We start from the raw sequence: 18,323 nt of genomic DNA, 5'->3' as shown, positions 1-18,323 counted from the left end.
AACATGAAGATAGATCCCAAGGTGGCGAGCATCATTTCCGGTTGGAGCTTGAAGGAGAAGGTGGGTCAGCTGTTCATTCTGGCCTTCCCCGGCAAGTCCGCCGAGCAGGCGCGCACCATGATAGCCGAGTACAACCTGGGGGGCTGCTACCTCAGCCAGGACAACAGCGACACCTTCGCCGAGGCGCAGCAGCTGACCCGGGATCTGGCAAGCATAGGCGCCGAACAAGGCCGTCTGCCGCTGTTGCTCGGGGTGGATCAGGAGGGGGCATGGGGGGTGCTGGTGGGGGAGTCCACCACCGGGCCCGGCAACCTGGCCCTCGGCGTGGCCGAGACCGGGCAGGGCACAGAACTCATGTATAAAACCATGGCCGAGGAGATGCGCTTTGCCGGGTTCAACTGCATCCTTGGGCCCTGTTGTGACGTCAACTTCAATCCCAGCTCCCCCATCATCGACAGCCGCGCCTTCGGCGACCGACCGGCCAAGGTGGCACTGCACTCGGCGGCGGCGGTGCGCGGCCTTCATCAGGGCGGGATCTGCGGCAGCGGCAAACACTTCCCGGGTCATGGGGATACCCATGGTGACACCCACAGGGAGATCCCCAGGGTCGACAAGTCCCTGAATGAGCTGCGCGAGCAGGATCTGCGGCCCTTCCAGGCGGCCATCGATGCGGGGGTGGATCTGATCATGACCAGCCACATCCTCTACCCGCAGATAGATGCTCAACACCCGGCCACCTTGTCATCGATCATCTTGCAGGATCTGCTGCGCGACGAGATGGGCTTTGAGGGCATCATCATCTCCGACAGCATGAACATGGGCGCCATCGTTCATCACTACTCCCCCGCCACGGCGGCGGTGCAGGCGCTCAAGGCAGGCATCAACATGATCATGCTCTCCGAGGAGCATTACGATCACAGCGACTCCTACCTCGACAAGCAGTTCGCCATGATCCACGGCATCATGGCCGCGGTGGCGGCGGGGGACTTGGACGAGGCGCTGATCGATGCCGCTCTGGCGCGTATCGTCGCCTTCAAGCTCGCCAAACTGGTGCCCATGGCGCTCTATCAAACCATCGACATGGCCGCGAGCCAGAAGGTGGCCAACACTTGCGCCAACCAGGCGCTGACCTGGCTGCGTCAGGTGCCAGAGCTTGGTGAGGGGCCACTCCATGTGCTCAATGCCACCCCGGCCGCCAGCTATCACAACCTCACCAATCCCCGTGGCATAGGCCCCAATCAGCGCGAACCTGCGTTTGATCACTTCCTCGCAGCCCTGGACAACGGCACTCGCCTGGTGCGACCCCTGACCCTGGATCAGCTTGGGGCGGTGGGAGATGGCTGGCTGCTGGTGGTGACTGAAAATCACCCCCTGCCTGGCGAAGACTTCGCCCAAGAGGAGGCTCAGGCCCTGGTGCGCCGACTCAGCCTTGACGTCGAGAAACTGATCGTGGTGGCGCTGCGCAGCCCCTACGACCTGCTCGGTTATCCGGATGTGCGCTACTACCTGTGCAGCCACTCGGCCCGCCCCGAGAGCGCTCGCGCCGCGGCGCAGGTATTGAATGGCACCCTGGTGACCCAGCAGAGCCGGGCGGTGAGCCTGGTCAGTTAAGTTTTTGTTTTTCCCGCCATGAGAATGGCGGGGGATTTCTCCTAGGAGTCTGTGGTTGGGAGCTCATGGGCGATTGCCCAGTTATTAATGGACTAATACGAGGGTTCGGGATTTGAAAACCACCATGAAAATAGTGTCGGCAACCGTGTTGCTGGTATTGGCTGCCCCCGCCTTGGCGGCGAAGGGCGGTACCCAGGATTTCCTGGATGCACTGCGCAACTTTGAATCAGGTATCAATCCGGCACTGGCCGATTTCTATCTGCAAAACCTCGACAACCCCGTCTACACCTATGCCCAGGTGACGGCGCCGGGTCGTCTGGTGCGGGACTGCTCCACCGGCAGTATGCTGTCCGAGCCGACCACCATCAGCGGCTTCTTCAACAAGCTGGGGGTGGGCAATATTTATAACTCCTCCACCCCGACGAATGCGGCCATGTTCAGGACCATGCAGTACAACTCCTTGAACGCGTGGGGCTTTATCGGTTATCAGTTGGGTGAGGCCGTGTTGATCGATGCCGGCTACTACAGTCCGAAACAGGTGACGGTAGATGGCAAGGAGTACGACAGCTTCTACATGTTCGTGCCGGATTCCACCTGGGCGGGTTGCAAGACCGAAGCCCTGGCCGAGATCGAGGGCTCGGGCGGCAACAAGGTCTATGTGACCGATGTCAACCGCTGGCAGGGCACCTTCGTCGGCAAGAATGGCATCAACTCCCTGGCCGACCTGCGCCTGCCCGAGAAGCAGGAGCTGGTGATGCGCGATGCCATGCACTTCAACTATCAGGTGATCAGCAAGCTGCTCAAGGACGCCAACATGACCTGGGCCCAGGCCCTTGCCAAGAGCTGGCCCGACAAAGATGACAATGGTCAGCCTATTCAGGTGCAGGCCACCATGTCCGGCATCCTGGCCGCGGCGCATCTGCGTGGCGCCTGGGGCGTGGGCTCCCTGCTCACCAAGAACCAGATCACCTGCGATGAACTCGGTACCTGCATCACCAAGTACGTCTACAAGTTTGGTGATTACAACAGCCTGTTCGATACACCGGGCAACAGCACGACCCAAGGCTCGCCCTATGATGAGGTGCTGACGGCGGGCTGGGGCAATGACACCGTCATCACCGGCGGTGGCAAGGATCAGATCCTGCTCAACGAGCAGGCGAACGGTTTGACCACGGTCAACGACTTCACGGTCGGCGACGATCTCATCGTGTTGCGTGGCTGGAGCATGGCCGAACCCTTGGCCGATCTGGTCATTGGCGATGTAGCCGATGGCGCCGAGTTGCAATTCGCCGGTCAGCGGGTGGTGCTCAAGGGGGTCAGCGCGGCCTCTGTGCAGGCCAATCCGGCCGCGGTCATCACCAAGTCCGACATCTATACCCTGGCCTGGAACTCGGGCAAGCAGGTGGTGCAGGGCTTCGATCCTGCGGTCGACAAGATAGCGGGCAGTGCCGGTATCGGCTTCAAACACCTGAAAGCCTATGAGACGGCCACCTCGGTGGTGATGGGCCCGCAGGCGGAAGATGGCGGCATCTACTCCTCCTACGAGCTGGTGGGACTGACCCTCAACGACATCAGACCCGAGATGTTCAGCAATGTCACCGGCAGCTACGATCGCCTCGGCTACATAGTGCCGCTCAGCTCGCTGAACTGGGGCTGGAACATGACGTTGGTGGCCAATCGCTTCGATCCGGCCAAGACGGTCATCACCACTCCGAGCAATCAGCCGGTGCCCTTCTCCGGCATCAAGCTGACTCAGGAGGGGAGTGATGTGGTCATCACCCTGGTGGAGCCCTATGCCAAGGGCGATGCCAAGAAGATAGTGCTGAAGAACACGGCGGTGAACACCATCACGGCCGCCAACTTCGCCGGCTTTAGCGGTAATTACAGCGAAGCCACCATCGACATCCCCGTCTTCTTCGACATCAGCGTCAACATAGGGGCGGGCGGTACTGTCTCCCCTGCACCGGCGAACGGCATTCTGAAAGGAAAAGGCGGCACCAACTTTACCGTCACCCTGCTGCCCAATACCGGTTACAAGGTGAAATCCCTGAGCGTCGATGGGGTGGCTCAGGCCGTGGCCGGCAGCTACACCTTCAATGCCTTGAATGGTGCTCATAGCCTGTCGGTAAGCTTCGAACCTGGCAGCAGCACCACCTGCCCGGCGAACTGGGCAACCGGCTCCGTCTACACCACGGGTAACAAGGTGACCTACAACGGCAATATCTATGAGGCCAAGTGGTGGAGCAGCGGTAACCTGCCCACGGCCGGGGATCCCTGGAAGCTGATTGGCCCCTGCAGCTAAGGCGGCATCAACCAGCATCAGGTGATGGCAATCACCCCTATGAAACAGGCCCCGCTTCGGGGCCTGTTCTTTTTGATGCCGTTGCCGCAGGGGCTTATCCGAGCTGTGTCAGCAGCTCGCCGAGCACCGGCACCACCGAGAGGACGAGCAGGAGTGCCATGGTGTAGTTGAACCACCGGCGGGCCTGGTCATGTTGTAGCCAGCGGTTTAGCAGGGAGCCAAACAGCATCCAGATGCCGACACTGGGGAAGGAGACGATGAAGAAGGTGAGGGCTATGGTGAGATTCTGGCTGTAAAAGCTCGCACCCACAGTGGTGAATGCGGCAATGGCGCCGGTGGCAACCACCCAGGCCTTGGCATTGACCCACTGGAACAGGGCCCCCTTGATGAAGGAGAGCGGTTGCTGTTGCTCCTTGCCCGTCGCCATCCCGGCCGAGCGGGCGATCAACCAGGCGAGATAGAGCAGATAGAGGGTGCCTGTGACCTTGATAAGCAGATGCAGGTCAGGCCACAGGCGAAACAGCTGGCCAAAGCCCAGGCCAACCAGCAACAGCATGATGGCGAAACCGACGCAGATCCCGGCCAGCAGTGGCAAGCTTCTCCTGACACCGAAATTGAGCCCCGAGGTCATCACCATGATGTTGTTGGGGCCGGGGGTGATGGAGGATGAGATGGCAAACAGCACCACGGCGTAGAGGTAATCCATGACAGCATCCTTTGTATAGTCCTTTTTTGAATCCATTAGATGGGGGCCCATTTCGCAAATGCAATGGTGGCGCCTGTCCTGGCATTGATTGCTGAGGCGCGGGCAAGCCATGGCATGACCCGCTGAACGGCCACAAAAAAGGGAGGCCCTGCAGCAGGGCCTCCCTTGGTCAGTGATCCACCCGTCAGGATCAGACGGCTTTGCCATCTTCACGGGGGAGGGCGGGGTGAGAGGCAATCTTCTGCTCGTCCCCTTGCAGGTTCTTGATATAGACATCCATCTGGTTGAAGGAGATGTCTATGCCATTCTCCTTGAACAGGCGGTCTATGGTGCGGTTGAGCTCATCGATGGCGGGGTTGCGATCGCCGAGTTCACTCACGAAGAAACGCAGCTCATGATCCAGGGTGCTGGCGCCGAAGGTAAGGAAGTAGACCAGGGGTTCGGGATCCTTGAGCACCCGACTGTTCTCCTGGGCAGCCTGCTTCAGCAAGGTACGGGTCAGCTCCAGATCCGAGCCATAGGCGACCCCGACCCGGGCGATGACCCGGGTGACGGTATCGGACAGGGACCAGTTGATCAGCCGCTCTATCATCAGCTGCTGGTTCGGGATGATCACCTCTTTGCGGTCAAAGTCGGTGAGGGTGGTTGAGCGGATCCGGATCTTGTTGACCGTGCCGGATATGGTGCCAATGGTGACCGTATCGCCGATCCGCACCGGGCGCTCGAACAGTATGATGATGCCGGAGATAAAGTTGGAGACTATCTGCTGCATACCAAAGCCGATACCGACCGAGAGCCCCGCGGCCAGCCACTGCAACTTCTCCCACTGCATGCCGAACATGGCCAGTGAGGTGAGGGTACCCACCCCAATCAGCACGTAGTTGAGCATGGTGGTGATGGCGTAGGCCGAGCCCTGGGCCAACTTGAGTTTGGAGAGTACCAGCACCTCCAGCAGACCGGGCAGGTTGCGGGCCAGGGACCATGCGACCCCCAGCAAGAAGAGGCCGGTGAGGACATCGCTCAGGCTGACGGGATATAGCACGGCATTGGCGCCAGTTCCCTCACTCTTGTGCCAGAGCACCACGCTATCGAGGTAAGTAAATACCGCGATAAGATCGGACCAGAGCCAGTAGAAGGCGACCCCGAAGATGCCAAGCAGCACGATGCGGGTCAGGCGCAGGGATTGCTGGCTCACCTCTTCCAGTGCCATGGGCTGCTCTTCGATGGCGTCGCCCCCTTCCGCATCTTCTTGCGCCCTGTGCTCACGCTTGGCCACGGCACGGCGCCAGGCGAGACGGCGGGCTGCCAGTTCCAGACCGCGCAGGGCGGTACGATAGACCAGGCTCCATATCAGCAAGAGATAGAACGACTCGATGAGCCGGCCGGTCAGCTTGAGTGCCGTGTAGTAGTAACCAAACAGCACCAAGCCTATCAGCACTATGGGGGTGAGCAGCAGCAGGAAGGAGAGCATCGACTGCAACATGCTGACACCGCTCTTGATCCTGGCCCTGAACAGGGGATAGAGCATCCAGGCGGTGGCGCCCAGCAGGATCAGGGTCAGCGCCTGGCCCAGGGCGTCATTGCCCAGGGTCGAGGGCTCGATTACGGCCTTGGTCGACAACATGATGAGTGGCATCAAGGTGAACCAGAGATAGCGAAAATGCTTGCGCTTGCTCGCCAGCTCTTCCCTGGGCAGTCGGAAGTGACTCTCGGCGATGCCCCCCGGGCGCATGACCCCGAGATAGACGCTAAATACCAGATAACCCAACGCCAGATTGAGGGTGATCTGCATGGTCAGGTTGATGCTGAGCAGACCATTGTAAGCGAGCAGCAGCCCGGCGGCGCAGATGAAGAGGGCGCCCGGCAGGGAGAGCAGGGTCATCATCAGCAGCGCCTTGGGAGTGTGCAACTGGCTGTCCTGACGGAAACGACCAAGATCCTTGTTGATGTTCTGCAGGCGGGTCTTGATGGCCTGACGTTTCCACAGCAGCAACCAGCCGATGACCAGCAGCGGCAGGGCCAGCAGGCTGACGGCAACCAGCACATCCAGCCAGGCCTTGGGGGTCAGGGTCCAGTCGCTGATCTGCTTGGCCACCTGGCTCGGCCAGGAGAGGAGCCATTTACTGTCGATTGGCTTGTTGCTGCTCACCCAGAAGATGTGTTGCTGCAGGGTCAATTCGATGGAGTTATAGATCCGTTTGATCTGCTGCTGGGTCAGCTGCAGGCTGATGGCGTTGGTCAACTGCGCATCGAGCTGGCGGTTGAGCTGGTCGAGCAGCGAGATGCGGGTGTCGAGCAGGAGGGAGAGGTTCTCCCTGTCTTCGGCACTGACGGCCAGGCCACTGGTCTCGATCAGCTTGTCGAGGAACTGGTTCTTCTGGAACAGCAGATCCCGCTGCTGGCTCAGTTCGAATTGGGCAAGGTGCAGATCGGCTATCTGCTCCTCCAGGTTGCTGACCGCACTGGTGGGGGCCGCCTCCAGTTGCTGATAGAGCTGATACAGGATGCGGGAGAGCAGCAGGTTACCCTTGAGCATCTCAACCTGTTCATTGAGGTTGCGCTCGGTCTGAGTGCCCCGTTCGAGCCAGCTCTTGGCCTGCAGGTTTTTCTGCATCAGGGTGTTGAGATTATTGGTGGCGGAGATCAACTGCTTGCTGAGCTGGTGATTGGCCTCCTGCTCTTTCTGGATCAGCGGGTTGTTCAGACTGGCGACCAGCTCGCCAGTCTGCTCTGCGGTTTTTTCAGTGTTGCCGAGGCGCTTGCTACTGACTTCATTTTGCAAGGACTGCAGTTTCTGCTCTTCCAGTGCCAGGCGAGCGTTTTGATAATCCCGTTGCTTGACCGCGAGATCCTGCATGCTGGTTCTGTTATCCAGCTCCTTTTGCAGGTAGGCGAGTTGCAGGTCGAGCAGTGCTTGCTCCGCGTTGAGCTTGCCCCGTTCGGCACTGCTCACGGCATCCCCGGCATTGAGGCGGGAACGGATCTCCTGGCTACGTTGATACGCCTTGCTCATGGTGCTCTGGGCACGTTCTGGCAGGGTTTGAAGGTTGGTTATCTGGCTGGCAATGGTGCCGAGGGATTCCTGGGCATCCTGCATGCTGGCCATCACTTCTGGCTGGCGGCTCTCGAGTGCCTCCAGGCTCATGGTCGCATATTCTTGTGCGATCTGCTCCGGGCTCTTGCTCTTGTTTAGTTCATCGATCTTTGCCGAGATCTCCTTGAGATCCGAGGGGAGCGTCCTGAGACGTTGGCTCTGTATCTTGGCCTTGGCATTCTCCTTGTCGATGCTGTCGAGCAGGGAGAGGGTTTCACTGAGAAACGTCTTGTCAGCCTGTTGGCTGACGGTCAGGTTGTCCGACTTGGAGAGGGTCTCGAGCTGGCGCTGGATCGTTCCCTGCTGGGGAAGATCCTGAGCCAGGGCCTGGCCCACGGCGAGGGTGGAGAGCAGACACAACAGAGTGGCGACTCGTTTGAACATGAGTGAAAGCATAGGGGTTCCGTTGGTGACCATATGAAGGGATGGATCCGATCACTGATAAATTGCGCGAGATTCTAGCACTCGCCTCGGTCATCAAGCAGAGGGGATGATAAAAAAAAAACGGCGCCCGCAGGCGCCGTTTCATCGGTTCAGCACGGATTAGAGTACGTGAACGGAGGCAGTGTTGGTGGTACCGCTCGGTACCAGGGCACCGGAGACCATGACGACCACATCACCCTTCAGACCCATGCCGCTTTGCAGCGCAGCGTCTTTGCCGATGCGATAGAAATCGTCAGTAGAGGCGATGCTGTCAACCACATGAGCCACCACGCCTTTGGTCAGCACCAGCTGGGCAGCGGTTTTCTTGTTGGTGGTGATGGCCAGGATCCAGGCTGTCGGGAAGTACTTGCGAATGGCCTTGGCAGACTTGCCGCCTTCGGTCGCGACCACGATCAGCGGGGCATCCAGCTTCTGGGAGGTCTCGACAGCGCCTTTGCAGACGGCTTCGGTGATGCGCAGCTTGTTGCTGTCATTGGCAGCAGACAGGTTGGATGGCATCACGGCGTCGGTACGTTCGCAGATGGTGGCCATGATGGTCACGGCTTCCAGCGGGTACTTGCCCTTGGCAGACTCACCGGACAGCATGACGGCATCGGTACCGTCCAGGATGGCGTTCGCCACGTCACCGGCTTCGGCGCGGGTCGGACGCGGGTTCTTTATCATGGAGTCGAGCATCTGGGTCGCGGTGATAACGACTTTGCGAGCCTTGTTGCACTTGGTGATGATCATCTTCTGGGCGAAGATCACTTCTTCAACCGGAATTTCGACACCCATGTCACCACGGGCGACCATGATGCCGTCGGAGACAGCCAGGATCTCGTCGAAGTTGTCCAGGCCTTCCTGGTTTTCGATCTTGGAGATGATCTGGATGTTCTCGCCACCGTGGGCTTTCAGGTGCTCACGGATTTCCAGCACGTCTTCTTGCTTGCGGATGAAAGATGCAGCAACGAAATCAACGCCTTGCTCACAGCCGAAGATGAGGTCGCGCTTGTCTTTCTCGGCCAGGGCCGGCAGCTTGATGGAGACACCCGGCAGGTTGACACCTTTGTTCTCACCCAGATCGCCGTTGTTGAGCACCTTGCAGATGACGTCACGCTCGGTGATTTCGATAACATCCATGCCGATCAAGCCATCGTCAACCAGGATACGGTTGCCGACGCGCAGGTCGTTGGCAAAACCGGCATAGGTCACGGCGACCTTGTCCTGATTGCCAACTACGGTCTGATCGATGGTGAAGGTGAAGGTCTGGCCGGCGACCAGAGAGACATCGTTGCCACCTTCCAGCTTCATGGTACGGATTTCCGGACCCTTGGTGTCGAGCAGGATAGCGGCTTGCTGGCCGGTTTCTGCCATGACTTCGCGCAAGTTGTTGATGCGGCCGCCGTGTTCGGCGTAGTCACCGTGAGAGAAGTTCAGGCGCATGACGTTCATGCCGGCATCCAGCATCTTGGCCAGCATTTCTTTGGATTCGGTCTTGGGACCTATGGTGCAGACGATTTTGGTCTTTTTCATGTCAGTCTTCATGGTTAAGGAGTTTCCGCCGAGTAATATACACCAGTTTCTGGATACTTTTTATGATCCAGAAACAACGTTTTGAGCCAAAAATGCCTCATTTTGCGCGATAACGTTTTCGTAGCCATGAGATTTTAGGGCCTAAAATAATGGCGTTTTTGGGGGCTAGCCCATACATGACAGATGCGTCACGGATCTGGCTGATGGGGAGTATGTAGTTAAATGACTAGCTGGCCCGACCTCTTCGCTGGCCGGAGAAAGCGTACTTTCCCCGGCCTGGGTGGGGACGATAACCTCGATGTTGGTGCTAGAAACGATAGGGGAAACGTATCCCTATGTTGTAATCAGGAGCATCAGTAGTCAGCCCTGCCGACCAGTTGACGGCCATGGATAGTTTGTCTGTCATGGCCCAGGTCGCCCCCATGCCAAAGCTGGCGGCATTGGCATCCGAGCCTGTGACTTTCTCCATGGGGAAGCCTTCGGCGCCTTGCTCGGATTCCAGGGTGATGCGTTGGTTGATGTTGAATGAGAGGCTGAAACGCTCGTTAAGGGCAAAGGCAACCCCCAGACCATATTCGTACCAGTCACCAATCTGTATGCTGCCGGGCTGATCGCCAGGCAGATAGGAGACATCGTCAAAGTCGCCTTTGAGGCTATGGCCATAGTTCAGGTTGGCAAACAAGATGGCAGGATCCAGGGTTCTGACCACGGAGAAGCCGGTAGATAGTTGCCATAGGCCGTTGCCGGTGGCGAGCTCTTTGGGGGTGATCAGGTTGCCAGATTCCGATGTATCCACTCCTATGCCATAGGGATCTCGGCCGGTCGGTGCCTTGGCCCGTATGTTCCAGACCAGATCCGGCCAATTTTCATCCTCCGCCAGCACCCGATAGTAGACAGCCATGCTCAGATCGCCCAAGCCGCCGTCCGTGACACTCTGCTCTTCGAAATCGCGGCTGGAATTCTCCTTGCCCGTGGTCTGGTAGTTGGTGCTGCGCAGCATGTAGGGTACGGCCAGCTCCAGCTGCCAGCGATCGTTGAGGGTATAACGAGTGACGAGATCGGCGACCCATTGATCGGAACGTACCCGATCGAGATTGATCTCGCCGAGGAAGATGGCATCAAGGGCAAGGAAACCACGCAGGGCCAGGTCTTTGCGGTTGTAATGTTGATAGGAGAGCCCGAAGTCCAGCACCCAGGCACGATCGAACACATTATGCTGCTCGATCATCAAGTCTTCCGTGCTGCGCCCCGCCTCCGGGGTACGGCGAGTCGCTTCATTTTGGGGGGCTGATGCGGTGGCGGCCGTACCAGCCACGGCCCCCGTGGCGGCGGCTGTGCCCGCTGTCTTGCTGGTTTTAACGGCCTCCAGACGCGCTTGTAGCTGATGAAGCGCCTGATTTTGCTGGATAAGTTGTTGGCGTAGCAGATCGAGTTGCTGTTGCAGTGCCTCTTCTTCCGCACTGGCCGCCCAGCAGCTGAGCGGTGCCAGCGCAATCAACACCATGGCAGACTGTTTCATCGGATCCATCCTTGTTGTTTATTGTCTTTGTATCAGCGCCATCCAATGGAGCAGGATCAATCAGCAAGGGTTTACTTACTTTAACGGGAGAGCCAGATCCGGGTCTGATTGAGTGCCCGTAAACCATCTCCTCTGACTCGATTAAGCTGCAATAAGCCCCGGCTGAAGTTGTCTCCTCGCAGACTCTGTTCCAGTTGAACGTGTCCATCGGCCGAGTTTAGTTGCAGTCCCGCATAATTGCCCGAGACCCGGTAGCTAGCCGTACCAAGAGATCCCTGACTTTCATAATTGCCAGTGTTTACGCTCTGGCCCGTCACCGGTGGCGCTGTCAAGGTGATGCCGGTCTGGTTGACCGAGCTATTACCACTGCCTTGAAGCTGCACCACTTGAACCAGACCCGAGCCATTGATGTTGCTGGCGGCAGGCGCGGACACAGCCGCTTTTGCATCATTTTTGATGCGGATGTCGAGGTTGGGGTGATTCTTGATAACGCTCAGGGTCAGATTCATGGCTGCCGTCTGCTGCGCCTGGGCCGTGGTCAGGGTCGAGATAAACTCGATGCCGAAATAACGGATCCCCTGAGGCCCGGCGTAACGACCGCGCAGATTGGCGAGTTCACTGTCGCCAAGCTCGGGAGCGAAATGCTCCGACAGGTTGGCCAGTGGATCCGAGGCTGCCAGCGCAGGGCCGGTCATGCCTGCAAGCAAGCAGGCGAGCCAAACGGAATGTAGGTTGCTCATAACTGCCTCACATTAGCTCCCTGTGCTGAAAACCAAACTCCAGCAGGGAGGTCTCGTTGATGGGCGCAAACAGGCCATCTTTCCCTCGCACTGACAGAGGGGGGGATGGATTGGCCAGGGGAGCGTCCGGACGATATCCGGATCCAATCACCGCCAGCAGGATCCCGTTCCAGCTCTTCTTGAACTCATCAAACGAGATAATGCGATTTCCCAGGGCGGGATCGGCCAGATAGACGCGATCTTGTCGATCAATGGCGCGCAGTACGGCGAAGTGCTGATAGCCACGAATATTGAGTAACACTATGGTCGGCACTCTCACCTGGCGCAGCTTCTCGTCACCAAGTCGATAGCCCCTGACCCGCATGCCGAGCATTTGCAGATACTGCTTCATGTCGAGCATGGAAAATCCATAACGCTGTACCAAAGCCGGATCGGCCATGGCCATCATGCCATCCATGACCCAGCGTTCATTGGTCACCTGGCCGTAGGAGTAACGCAATATGGTTGCCACGGCAGCGGCGCCGCAGCTGAAATCCGTATGTTGACGCTCGATATTGGCGAAGCGCCGTTCCATGATGCTCTGCACCGGCTTGTTGAAGTCGCCAAGGGCCGGGAGATGTTCCCCTATGGGCAGATTGGCCGCCCAGGCACCCTGACAGAGACACAAGATTAGTAGCCAGCGCATCGTCTCCTCCTCGCGTGTAAAAAAGGGGGCTTGAAGCCCCCTGTGCAAACTGATTACTTGGCGAAACCTGCGGCCAGCGAGAGGTTGTTCGCTTGCAGATTGTTGGTGCCAGATGCCACGTTCACCCCAATGTTGCCCACGGCGCCATTGAAGGCCCCACCATTGATGTTGGCGTGGTTGAAGGTCTCACGACTGGTGTAGGTGTTGACCACAGGAATGTAGCCAGACACAGAACCGCTCAGCTTGATATCACCCTCTTCCTCGAACTCGAACTTGCCAGGGTTTTTCTTGTTATCGTTATCGAAGTCGATATGACCAAGCTGTTTTTGTGCCCCGGGGTTGTGATCCCCGTCTATCCATACTTCCGGATAGACATCATTGGACTGCTTGCTATCGCCCTCATAGCTGCCATGAGCGTTGAGCTTCAGGTAAACAGGGTTGTAGGCCACTGTTTTGGTTGCACTCAGGCTGGTGTTGGAGGTGGCGTTGTGGGATACGTTCTGGCTATTGGCGACTGTGGCCACGGCCATGTTGCCAGTGGAGACAGTGGCAGCCATGTTATTGGCCTGGACGTTACCCGAGCCGGAAACCACGTTCACCCCGATATTGCCTGCCGCGTCTTTGAAGGCGCCATCGCCGATGCCAGATTTGTTCTGATGACCCATGTTGGTGGTCAGGTTATGACCGGCACTCTGATCGGAGAAGATCTCTGCATCAGATGATCCACCGGCAGAACCGCTTTGGCCCGGGTAACCACGACCCATGACGAACTCGGCGTCAGCTGAATCGTAGGCTGCAAGGGAGGCGCTGTTGCCCTGCACGTTGGAGTCACCGGCGGCCACGTTGGCGCCGACGTTACCTGCCGCCCCTTTGAAGGCGTTATCGATCTGGCTCTTGTTTTCGGTTCTGTAGTTGGAGGTGCCAATCATAGAGCTGGATTGCTGGTTATCCACCACGGCCATACCCAGCTTGTTGACATTGATGGATCCGCCGACGTTGACCCGTCCTTCATATTCAACATCCACTTCAACCTTGACCTTCTTGGTCAGGGTGGCGCCCGTTTCGTCCCTGTCACCGCCTCTTTCATTGGCGAATGCGGTACCCGACATGGCCATGACGACCGCGGCGGCTAATGAGCTGTATATAAGTCCACGCATAATGAGTCTCTCCATTGAGCTTGCCATGGGGGCCTCACCTGTGACTCCTGTATCCGCGTTCCGATCTATAGATTGAGCATCGGGCATGGCGGTGAAGTGTCAGGTTTAACCTCCTGTCCCTGCGGCATCAAGGCGATGCCGTTACTGCACCGGTCAAAGGCAGGGAAACCATGTTTACCGCTTGATTCCCTTGTCCCGTGACCTGATTAACCTGAATGACTCCCTTGCTTCCTGCGAGGGCGTTGCCATCCAGATAAATACTGCTTGTCGTATTCGCCGGTACCTTGCCTGTGGGCAATGTCGCGACGCTGGTACTGAGATTGATATCGGTCACCGTGCCTACCCCAGTGTCATCCCCAAGGGATAGTGCAAAAGCGTTTACCTGTTGATTGGCTTCCCCTGCTCCTTGGTTGATGCCAATGAGCCCCTTGCTTTGGTTCAGTGCGGAGTCGTAAATGGCAACGCGCTGGTTTCCATTGAGGGCAGAGATAGCCTGGGTTTGCTGACTAAACTGGATGATGGCAGGACCCGAGATTGCGATGGCGGCAAGATTCCCTTGTTGGTTATTGTTGCCGGACACCATATTCACCCCCATGCTTCCTCTGATATTACTCAGAGCCTGCTGGCCTAAATTGACCTGGTTTTCAGCTCTGGTTGGGGCTGTGAATAGCAATAAAATATAAGCAGCCAATGCAATATATGTTTTCACTCTTTCTCTCCATGCTACAAGAGGGGCGAAAGAGGTAAAGCAATGCTTGTGCCATTATTTAAGCTATTGTTTTTAAGATGATAATTTATTGTTGGCTGTGTCATTTAATCTCACCAGTGAGATATGGTCTTTTTTATAATGAATAAGCTTTTGTTTATTTTGGAATTTATTCTTTCTCATCATTAAATCTCGAGTCTCATTATTGTTGTGTCATTAATCTATATCCTGGATAGGTTATAGTTATCCCGTCTTAGTTCATTGAGACGGTGTCGTTTGATATCAAGTTTTTATTTCTACCTGCATGCCGATAACAAGGTGGTCGCAGGCTAGCGTCGCAGTCGGCACGGACGACAGGAGGTTTCAACATGTCGGAAGAAGCACTGCTGGTTATCAATCCATGTGCTGTGTTGGAGACGTTGCTTGCTCAGGGGGAGTGGCGTTTATCTCGGGCCCACTCGTTGAGCGTAGCGGAAGAGAAGTTGCGTCATGGTGACTTTCCCTTGGTGCTGGTGGCTATTGATCCGCTACAAAATGAAGCTCTGCGCGGGCTCATTACCCAACATCCCAATCGCCTCTGGATAGGGCTGGTCGATAGGGAGCTATTGGCTTGTGAGAAGTTGCGTAATCTGCTGGCTGCCTGTTTCCATGATTTCCATACTTTTCCTCTTGATGCCGCCCGTTTGTGCCACAGCCTGGGTCATGCCCTGGGAATGGCACGGCTCATCGAGTGCCAACGTCCACCATTACCGGCCAAGATGCGGATCATCCAGGGGAAAAGTGAGCCGATTGTTCAGCTCAAAGCACAGATTGCCAGACTGCAACACTGCCGGTTACCCGTGTTGGTGACAGGGCCAAGTGGTACGGGCAAGGAGCTGGTGGCGCGCGAGTTGCACTACGGTACCTTCGGGGAGGAGGGGCCTTTTGTAGCGGTCAACTGTGGCGCCATGCCTCACCAGTTGATCCAGTCCGAGCTGTTCGGTCATGTGAAGGGCGCGTTCACAGGGGCTCAGGCCCACAAGATAGGCAAGATAGAGGCGGCTGATGGTGGCACCCTGTTTCTCGATGAGATTGGCGAGCTGCCCCTGGAGGATCAAGTCACTCTGCTGCGCTTCTTGCAGGAGCAGTGTATCGAGATGGTCGGCAGTCACGCCTCGCGCAGTGTCGATGTCAGGGTGATAGCCGCGACCAATATAGATGTAGAGCAGGCGGTTGCGCAGGGGCGTTTTCGTGAGGACCTCTACTATCGGCTGAATGTCGTGCGCCTGAGAACCCCAGCGTTGCGGGACCGCAGAGATGATGTGCAGCTGCTCGCCAACGAGGTATTGGCCGAAATGAAGGGAACTAGGTCGCTGACATTTTCCCATCAGGCGCGTCAAGCCATGCAGGCTTATGGCTGGCCCGGCAACGTGCGTGAGTTGCACAACAGGGTGCAGCGTGCCGCTGTCATGTGTACAGGCCCCTTGATAGAGGCGCAGGATCTGGAGTTGTCAAATTCTGAGTCTTTGCTGTTTGATGGATCACTCAAGGCGGTGCGTGAGGCGGCCGAGCGCCAGGTTTTGCAGCAAACGCTCGCCCGTTTTCCCGATCGCCTTGAGGAGGTTGCCCGCCAGCTTGCCATCTCTCGGGCAACCCTCTATCGCCTGTTGGATAAGCACGACCTGTTGTAACACTGCCGTCACAGGGAAGAGGCATCATCATGAGGTAACCTTGGGGGTGTGCTGCAACAGGCGCCCCAATCAGAATAAGCGTCATACAGGAGCCTCCCATGGCCTGGTATCTTGCTAGCCTGTTTGTCTTGTTGTTGACCCTGCCCTGGTGGCCGCTGCCCAATTGGTCCGTGGCGCCCGTCCGCCAAGGGGATGTGCAGCCCGCTGCCCTGGAGCGTATCGAGCGCCAGCACTGGCTGCTGGCCCAGACAACCGCCCCGGCCGCATTGACCGCCAGCAACCCCTGAGGCCTTTGACTTCCCGATAAACAACGAGGCCACCCTTTGGGTGGCCTCGTTGGTATGGGCACCTTGCTAGCCCGCATGATGCATGGATGGGGTCATTATCCTGCGTCACTCACCCTTGGCTATCCCTTCCCGGCGCGGATCGGCGGCGCCAAACCAACCCTGGGCATTGCGCTCTACCCCCTGCAATCCGGAGGTTTGCTCGTTCAGCACCACCTCATGACCCCGGGCCCGCAGCGCATCGACCACAAACTGAGGGGTACGTCCCTGCTCCAGCTCGGTGGGGCCATTGCGGCTGCCGAAGTTGGGCAGGTTGATGGCCTGCTGCAAGTTGAGCCCCCAGTCCTGAGTGCCGAGCAGCGTCTTGCCCACATAGTTGATGATGGCCGAGCCACCCGGGGAACCCAGGCTCATCTCCAGTTGTTTGCTCTTTTTATCAAAGACCAGCAAGGGTGACATGGAGGATCGCGGCCGCTTGCCGGGCTCGACCCGGTTGGCGACCGGCAGTCCGGCGGCGTCCACCGAGGTGAAGGAGAAATCAGTCAGCTCGTTGTTGAGCAGATAACCGTTCACCATCAACCTTGAGCCAAAGCCATCTTCGATGGAACTGGTCATGGAGACGGCCATGCCTTGTTCATCGACGATGGAGATGTGGCTGGTGGAGGGCAACTCCGGGGTCGCATCCAGGCCACGGGCAATGGCCATGGGCGGTGTGCCGGGTTTGGCCATGCCCATGGATTTGTCGCTGATAAGTGCTCCACGCTGCGCCAGGTAGCCCTTGTCCAGCATGCCAGCCACCGGCACGCTGACAAAATCCATGTCTGCCACATACTGGTTGCGATCGGCGAAGGCGAGGCGCGCCGCTTCGCTATAGAGGTGAATGGCTTGCGGACTGGCGCTCAGCTGGCCATCGGCGCCCTGCACGGGTTTGAGGGCTGCCATGTCACGGCTCTCCAGCATGCCGAAGATCTGTCCCAGCGCCAGGGTGCCGGAGGAGGGGGTCGGGAAGCCACAGACTTCACTCTGGCGATAATCGAAGCAGAGACCCTCCCTGAGCTTGGCCTGGTAGCTGGCGAGATCGCTTGCCGCCAGCACCCCCGGGTTATCCGGGTGCTGATGCACCTTGGCGACCATGGCGTCGGCGAGCGGACCGCGATAGAAGGCGTCGGGCCCCTCACTGGCCAGGGTGCGCAATACCTTGGCCAGGGCCGGGTTGGTGAGCCGGGTCCCCACAGGCTTGGGTGTGCCATCGGCCTGATAGAAGTAGGCGTGGGCCTCCTTGTCCCTGGCAAGATAGGGCTCCTTGGCCAGCAGGGTGCCGAGTCGTGGACTGATGGCAAACCCTTGCTCTGCGAGGGTGATGGCTGGCTCGAACAGGCTGGCCCAGGGCAGCTTGCCATACTGCTGATGGGCCAGGGCTAGCGCGCGTACCGTGCCGGGTACCCCGACCGAGCGTCCGCCGACGACCCCCTCATAGAAGGCCATCGGCTTGCCATCCTTCATAAACAGCTGGTCGGTGGCGGCCGCTGGCGCCGTCTCCCGGCCATCCACGGCGCTGACTCGTTGGCCGTCCCAGACCAGCATGAGGGAGCCACCCCCTATGCCGGAGGATTGCGGCTCGACCAGGGTCAGCACCAACTGTACGGCGATGGCGGCATCCACCGCCGAACCACCGGCCTTGATCACCTGATAACCGGCGTCCACCGCCAGCGAGTTGGCGGCGGCGACCATGAAGGATTTGCCTTGCCAGCCCTGCTTGTCGGTCCAGCCACTGGCGGCCTCGGGGGCGAGCAGGGTCTGGGGGGGCACTGAATAATGGAAGGCTTCCTGAGAGGCGCAACCGGCGAGCAGGCCGAGGGCGACCAGCAGGCTGAGGGGTTTGAGGAACATGAC

Annotated in this window: 13 protein-coding genes; 4 read left to right on the top strand and 9 right to left on the bottom strand. The window is 58.2% G+C overall.

From position 1 onward, the window contains the following. Positions 1 to 3: 3 nt before the first annotated feature. Together M2367_RS08250 and M2367_RS08245 are read left to right on the top strand one after the other, a co-directional pair. Positions 4 to 1,611 (top strand): glycoside hydrolase family 3 N-terminal domain-containing protein, encoded by a 1,608-nt coding sequence (locus tag M2367_RS08250; protein ID WP_259236400.1) that lies wholly within the window; start codon positions 4 to 6, stop codon positions 1,609 to 1,611. A 124-nt stretch (positions 1,612 to 1,735) separates the two neighbouring features. Beyond that, the gene (locus tag M2367_RS08245; protein WP_259236399.1) at positions 1,736 to 3,913 is read left to right on the top strand and encodes a carbohydrate-binding protein; all 2,178 of its coding nucleotides are present in this window, start codon (positions 1,736 to 1,738) and stop codon (positions 3,911 to 3,913) included. Between the two features lie 94 nt (positions 3,914 to 4,007). On the opposite strand, the gene M2367_RS08240 is transcribed toward M2367_RS08245, so the two are convergent. The 8 genes from M2367_RS08240 to M2367_RS08205 all read right to left on the bottom strand — a co-directional run bounded on the left by M2367_RS08240 (position 4,008) and on the right by M2367_RS08205 (position 14,479). After that, positions 4,008 to 4,619, bottom strand: coding sequence for a LysE family translocator (locus tag M2367_RS08240; protein WP_259236398.1), 612 nt, complete (start codon positions 4,617 to 4,619; stop codon positions 4,008 to 4,010). Positions 4,620 to 4,809: 190 nt separating this feature from the next. Then, positions 4,810 to 8,109, bottom strand: a complete 3,300-nt coding sequence (gene mscK / locus M2367_RS08235; protein ID WP_259236397.1) for a mechanosensitive channel MscK — start codon at positions 8,107 to 8,109, stop codon at positions 4,810 to 4,812. A 147-nt stretch (positions 8,110 to 8,256) separates the two neighbouring features. After that, positions 8,257 to 9,669 carry a pyruvate kinase PykF gene (pykF, locus tag M2367_RS08230; protein ID WP_259236396.1) on the bottom strand — a complete coding sequence of 471 codons (1,413 nt, stop codon included), beginning with the start codon at positions 9,667 to 9,669 and terminating at the stop codon, positions 8,257 to 8,259. A gap of 307 nt (positions 9,670 to 9,976) precedes the next feature. Beyond that, a complete protein-coding gene (locus tag M2367_RS08225) occupies positions 9,977 to 11,188 on the bottom strand; it encodes a transporter (protein WP_224432447.1) in 1,212 nt (403 codons plus the stop codon). Positions 11,189 to 11,268: 80 nt separating this feature from the next. Then, the gene (locus tag M2367_RS08220; protein WP_259236395.1) at positions 11,269 to 11,928 is read right to left on the bottom strand and encodes a hypothetical protein; all 660 of its coding nucleotides are present in this window, start codon (positions 11,926 to 11,928) and stop codon (positions 11,269 to 11,271) included. Between the two features lie 7 nt (positions 11,929 to 11,935). After that, positions 11,936 to 12,613, bottom strand: coding sequence for a C39 family peptidase (locus M2367_RS08215; protein ID WP_042040366.1), 678 nt, complete (start codon positions 12,611 to 12,613; stop codon positions 11,936 to 11,938). A gap of 53 nt (positions 12,614 to 12,666) precedes the next feature. Beyond that, positions 12,667 to 13,770 carry a hypothetical protein gene (locus M2367_RS08210; protein WP_224432449.1) on the bottom strand — a complete coding sequence of 368 codons (1,104 nt, stop codon included), beginning with the start codon at positions 13,768 to 13,770 and terminating at the stop codon, positions 12,667 to 12,669. 127 nt (positions 13,771 to 13,897) lie between these two features. Further along, positions 13,898 to 14,479: a hypothetical protein gene (locus tag M2367_RS08205; RefSeq protein ID WP_224432450.1), complete on the bottom strand. Its 582-nt coding sequence runs from the start codon at positions 14,477 to 14,479 to the stop codon at positions 13,898 to 13,900. Between the two features lie 365 nt (positions 14,480 to 14,844). Here M2367_RS08205 and M2367_RS08200 point away from each other — a divergent pair, with 365 nt between their 5' ends. Together M2367_RS08200 and M2367_RS08195 are read left to right on the top strand one after the other, a co-directional pair. Then, positions 14,845 to 16,146: a sigma-54 dependent transcriptional regulator gene (locus M2367_RS08200; RefSeq protein ID WP_259236394.1), complete on the top strand. Its 1,302-nt coding sequence runs from the start codon at positions 14,845 to 14,847 to the stop codon at positions 16,144 to 16,146. Positions 16,147 to 16,244: 98 nt separating this feature from the next. Further along, positions 16,245 to 16,433, top strand: a complete 189-nt coding sequence (locus tag M2367_RS08195; RefSeq protein ID WP_259236393.1) for a hypothetical protein — start codon at positions 16,245 to 16,247, stop codon at positions 16,431 to 16,433. A gap of 105 nt (positions 16,434 to 16,538) precedes the next feature. On the opposite strand, the gene ggt is transcribed toward M2367_RS08195, so the two are convergent. Then, a complete protein-coding gene (gene ggt / locus M2367_RS08190) occupies positions 16,539 to 18,320 on the bottom strand; it encodes a gamma-glutamyltransferase (protein ID WP_259236392.1) in 1,782 nt (593 codons plus the stop codon). Positions 18,321 to 18,323 lie beyond the last annotated feature (3 nt).

The organism is Aeromonas sp. BIGb0445 (assembly GCF_024809075.1).
GTDB lineage: Bacteria > Pseudomonadota > Gammaproteobacteria > Enterobacterales > Aeromonadaceae > Aeromonas > Aeromonas rivuli.
Note: the sequence above shows the minus strand (reverse complement) of the source record. Positions and strands in the feature narration are given on the sequence as shown.

Bases quoted from the DNA above. Each gene is read 5' to 3' on its own strand.
- M2367_RS08250 (WP_259236400.1), top strand. From the start codon at position 4: ATGAAGATAGATCCCAAGGTGGCGAGCATCATTTCCGGTTGGAGCTTG.
- M2367_RS08245 (WP_259236399.1), top strand. From the start codon at position 1,736: ATGAAAATAGTGTCGGCAACCGTGTTGCTGGTATTGGCTGCCCCCGCC.
- M2367_RS08240 (WP_259236398.1), bottom strand. From the start codon at position 4,619: ATGGATTACCTCTACGCCGTGGTGCTGTTTGCCATCTCATCCTCCATC.
- mscK (WP_259236397.1), bottom strand. From the start codon at position 8,109: ATGCTTTCACTCATGTTCAAACGAGTCGCCACTCTGTTGTGTCTGCTC.
- pykF (WP_259236396.1), bottom strand. From the start codon at position 9,669: ATGAAAAAGACCAAAATCGTCTGCACCATAGGTCCCAAGACCGAATCC.
- M2367_RS08225 (WP_224432447.1), bottom strand. From the start codon at position 11,188: ATGAAACAGTCTGCCATGGTGTTGATTGCGCTGGCACCGCTCAGCTGC.
- M2367_RS08220 (WP_259236395.1), bottom strand. From the start codon at position 11,928: ATGAGCAACCTACATTCCGTTTGGCTCGCCTGCTTGCTTGCAGGCATG.
- M2367_RS08215 (WP_042040366.1), bottom strand. From the start codon at position 12,613: ATGCGCTGGCTACTAATCTTGTGTCTCTGTCAGGGTGCCTGGGCGGCC.
- M2367_RS08210 (WP_224432449.1), bottom strand. From the start codon at position 13,770: ATGCGTGGACTTATATACAGCTCATTAGCCGCCGCGGTCGTCATGGCC.
- M2367_RS08200 (WP_259236394.1), top strand. From the start codon at position 14,845: ATGTCGGAAGAAGCACTGCTGGTTATCAATCCATGTGCTGTGTTGGAG.
- M2367_RS08195 (WP_259236393.1), top strand. From the start codon at position 16,245: ATGGCCTGGTATCTTGCTAGCCTGTTTGTCTTGTTGTTGACCCTGCCC.
- ggt (WP_259236392.1), bottom strand. From the start codon at position 18,320: ATGTTCCTCAAACCCCTCAGCCTGCTGGTCGCCCTCGGCCTGCTCGCC.